General features: G+C 35.5%; 7 protein-coding genes. All 7 read left to right on the top strand.

The window, feature by feature from the left end; all coding sequences use genetic code 11:
- Window positions 1-104 precede the first annotated feature (104 nt).
- Window positions 105-917 (top strand): 50S ribosomal protein L4, encoded by an 813-nt coding sequence (gene rpl4p / locus BD31_RS08905; RefSeq protein ID WP_008301483.1) that lies wholly within the window; start codon window positions 105-107, stop codon window positions 915-917.
- Window positions 914-1180, top strand: coding sequence for a 50S ribosomal protein L23 (locus tag BD31_RS08900; RefSeq protein ID WP_008301481.1), 267 nt, complete (start codon window positions 914-916; stop codon window positions 1178-1180). The genes rpl4p and BD31_RS08900 overlap by 4 nt, the downstream gene beginning before the upstream one ends.
- Before the next feature lie 44 nt (window positions 1181-1224).
- Window positions 1225-1620, top strand: coding sequence for a 30S ribosomal protein S19 (locus BD31_RS08895; protein WP_008301475.1), 396 nt, complete (start codon window positions 1225-1227; stop codon window positions 1618-1620).
- Window positions 1621-1625: 5 nt separating this feature from the next.
- The gene (locus BD31_RS08890) at window positions 1626-2084 is read left to right on the top strand and encodes a 50S ribosomal protein L22 (RefSeq protein ID WP_008301484.1); all 459 of its coding nucleotides are present in this window, start codon (window positions 1626-1628) and stop codon (window positions 2082-2084) included.
- A 2-nt stretch (window positions 2085-2086) separates the two neighbouring features.
- Window positions 2087-2842 (top strand): 30S ribosomal protein S3, encoded by a 756-nt coding sequence (locus BD31_RS08885; protein WP_008301486.1) that lies wholly within the window; start codon window positions 2087-2089, stop codon window positions 2840-2842.
- Window positions 2839-3045 carry a 50S ribosomal protein L29 gene (rpmC, locus tag BD31_RS08880; protein WP_008301488.1) on the top strand — a complete coding sequence of 69 codons (207 nt, stop codon included), beginning with the start codon at window positions 2839-2841 and terminating at the stop codon, window positions 3043-3045. The genes BD31_RS08885 and rpmC overlap by 4 nt, the downstream gene beginning before the upstream one ends.
- The coding region (locus BD31_RS08875) for a ribonuclease P protein component 1 (RefSeq protein WP_008301477.1) at window positions 3042-3202 on the top strand (161 nt) is incomplete at its 3' end. The genes rpmC and BD31_RS08875, both read left to right, overlap by 4 nt.

The following is a 3202-nucleotide window of genomic DNA, read 5'->3' as shown; positions in this document are numbered from 1 at the left end:
GGATCTGTTCCTGGAACCTATAGAAGATTGATCAAACTAAGAACTCAAATCAGAAACACTCCACCAAAAATTACTAAGCCAAACATTTTGGAGGTAGTTATCTAATGAAGACTACAGTATACACAACTACAGGAACAAAAGACGGTGAGGTTGAACTTCCACCAATATTCTCAACACCATTTAGAAGAGATTTGATTCATAAAGCATTCACCAATCTTACAACACACAAATTCCAACCACAGGGAAGAAAGCCAACTGCAGGTATGGATGTAGTTGCAGATTCTAATGATCCACCAACTGGTCAAGGCGTATCACGTGTTGCCAGAATGAGTGGTGGTGGGGGTGGAAGACAAGGTCAAGGGGCAGAAGTAGCATCAACAAGAGGTGGAAGACAAGCACATCCACCAATCGTAGATAAAGTAATTAACAAAAAATTAAACAGAAAAGAAAACAAATTAGCATTATGTTCTGCTATCGCAGCAACAGCATCAAAAGAACTCATAGAATTAAGAGGTCATAAAATAGAAGGCATAGAATCATTCCCAATAATAGTATCAGATGACATTGAATCAATTTCAAAAGCAAGTGAAATTTCTAAAATATTGGATTCTCTGAAATTATCACAAGATGTAGACAGATTAGAATCAAGAAAATCTCGTTCTGGACAATCAAGACTTAGAGGAAGAAGTAAGAAAGTTGGAAAAAGTGTATTGTTTGTAACTTCAGATTCTTCAAAATTAAGCAAAGCCATAGGTGCAATTCCAGGAGTTGAAGCAAAGAATGCAAAAGATTTGAGCGTGTTAGATCTTGCTCCAGGTTCACATCCAATAAGATTAACAGTATATTCAAAATCCGCATTAGAGGAAATTGGAAAAATCAAATCAACACATCTAGAAGTAATGGTGAAAATACAATGAATGTAGATCAAGCAATGAAAATTATAATCAAGCCATACATCACAGAGAAGACATTTGCCATGGTAGAAAATGAAAGTAAAATTTGTTTTATTGTTGAAATTTCAGCAAATAAACCAGAAATTGCAGAAGCAGTAAAGACATTGTACAAAGAAAAAGTAATCAAAGTCAACACAGCAAGAACAATTTACGGCAAAAAAGCATTTGTTCAGTTTGAAAACACAGAAAAAGCCAGAGATTTGGCAACAAAGATAGGAATGCTATAATATGGACCATAAAACTCGAAGTACACTAACAAAGGAGAAGAGAAATGGTTAAAGAATTTTTATACAGAGGTATCCCTAAAGATGAACTAGATAGTTTGTCTTTAGAGAAATTGTTTTTATTATTCAATTCAAGACAAAGAAGATCACTTACTAGAGGGATCAATGATGGAAAAAGAAAGCTTATCGAAGAGATAAAATCTGCAAAAGCAGGCAAAGTAAAGAATCCTATCAAAACGCATGTAAGAGATTTGATAGTTCTACCATACATGGTAGGAGTTACAGTAAATGTTTTCTCAGGAAAAGAATTTCGTCCAGTTGCAATCACATCAGAGATGATTGGACATTATTTGGGAGAATATGTCATAACAAACAAGAGAGTTTCACACGGTGCACCTGGTGTAGGCGCATCAAGATCCAGTCTCTACGTGCCACTAAAGTGATTATTATGGGTAGATTCGATTACGCTTTCCAAAATTACGACACAACGCGACATGTACGCTCTTCAGTAAGAGAAAAAGACATTTCACATAAACATGCACGTGAGGTAGCTGTTTCAATTAAAGGATTGTCCATTGAAAAAGCAAGAGATTATCTTCTTGCAGTAATCAATAAAAAAAGAGCTGTTGCATTTAGAAGATATAAAAATCAAGTAGGACACAAAGCAGACCCAGGTATGATGTCTGGACGATATCCACAAAAGTCAGCAAAAGAATTCATCAAAGTTTTAGATAATTTAGAATCAAATGCAGAATACAAAGGAATGGATTTAGATAGACTAAGAATCATTAACGCTACTGTTCACAAAGGTGTAATTGTAAAAAGATTCACTCCAAGAGCAATGGGAAGAGCAACCCCAAAGAACAATGTTTTGACACACATCGAATTGGTGGCACAGGAGATTTAGATATGTCAGCAGTCAAAAATGTAATCAAAGATAACTACAACATGATGCTACTCAGAGATTATCTAAGAGAGGCGATTAAAGATGCAGGGTTTTCACATGCAGAGATTTCAAAAACACCGGTAGGAACAAGAGTTGCACTACATGTAACAAGACCAGGAATCGTAATTGGAAGAAAAGGTTCCGGAATCAGATCTCTTACAGAAAAACTTGCAACAGACTTTGGATTAAAAAATCCACAAATATCAGTAGTTGAGATAGACAAACCAGAATTAGCCCCAAGTGTGATGTGCAACAGAATGGCATCTCATTTAGAACGAGGTACAGCATTTAGAAGAGCAACAATGTGGACATTAAAACAAATTATGGAAGGTGGTGCAATGGGAGTTCAAATAACAATCTCAGGAAAACTCAGAGGCGATCGTTCAGCATTTGAAAAACACACTGCAGGGATTTTGCCAAGAGCAGGACATCATGCAGAAGTAATTGTAGATGAAGATATCGCACATGTAAAAACTGCAATGGGTTTAATTGGAATTAGAATTAGAATTGCAAGAAACGAAAAATTTGTTCCAGAATTTGAAATGAGAATAGAAAAATCAAAGAAATTAACCCAAATTAAAGATAAAGATACAGGAAAGATGAGAGACGAAACAGCAGCTGAGACAAAAGCAAGAACAGAATCAGAGCAAATTGCAATTGAAGAAGAAAGAATGAAAGAGCTTGAAACAATGGAAGAAGAGGAGGCCAGATTTAAATGACCAGACTCAGTATGAAGACAATTAAACAGCTAAATGAAAAAGATCTAAAAAGTAAGATTCAAGAGACACGTGGTGAGCTTGCAAAACTAAGAGTAGATGCTGCAAAAGGTACACTAAGAAAAGAAAGCGGTAAACTAAAACCACTCCGTCATGACATAGCAAGGATGCTGACAAGAATAAACGAGATGAAGAACCAAAAATGATCACAGCAGACAACATTACATCACATGAATTCATAGGATTGAATACGGAGATAGTCAATTCAACCAATCCTCAAGTCATAGGATTAAATGGAAGAATCATCAATGAAACAAAATCAATGTTTACAATAAATACACAGAATGGAACAAGATCAATTGC

This window comes from Candidatus Nitrosopumilus salarius BD31 (genome assembly GCF_000242875.2).
In the GTDB taxonomy this organism is placed as follows: domain Archaea; phylum Thermoproteota; class Nitrososphaeria; order Nitrososphaerales; family Nitrosopumilaceae; genus Nitrosopumilus; species Nitrosopumilus salarius.
The sequence above is the reverse complement of the archived record's forward strand: the minus strand, read 5'-3'. Positions and strand labels throughout refer to the sequence as shown.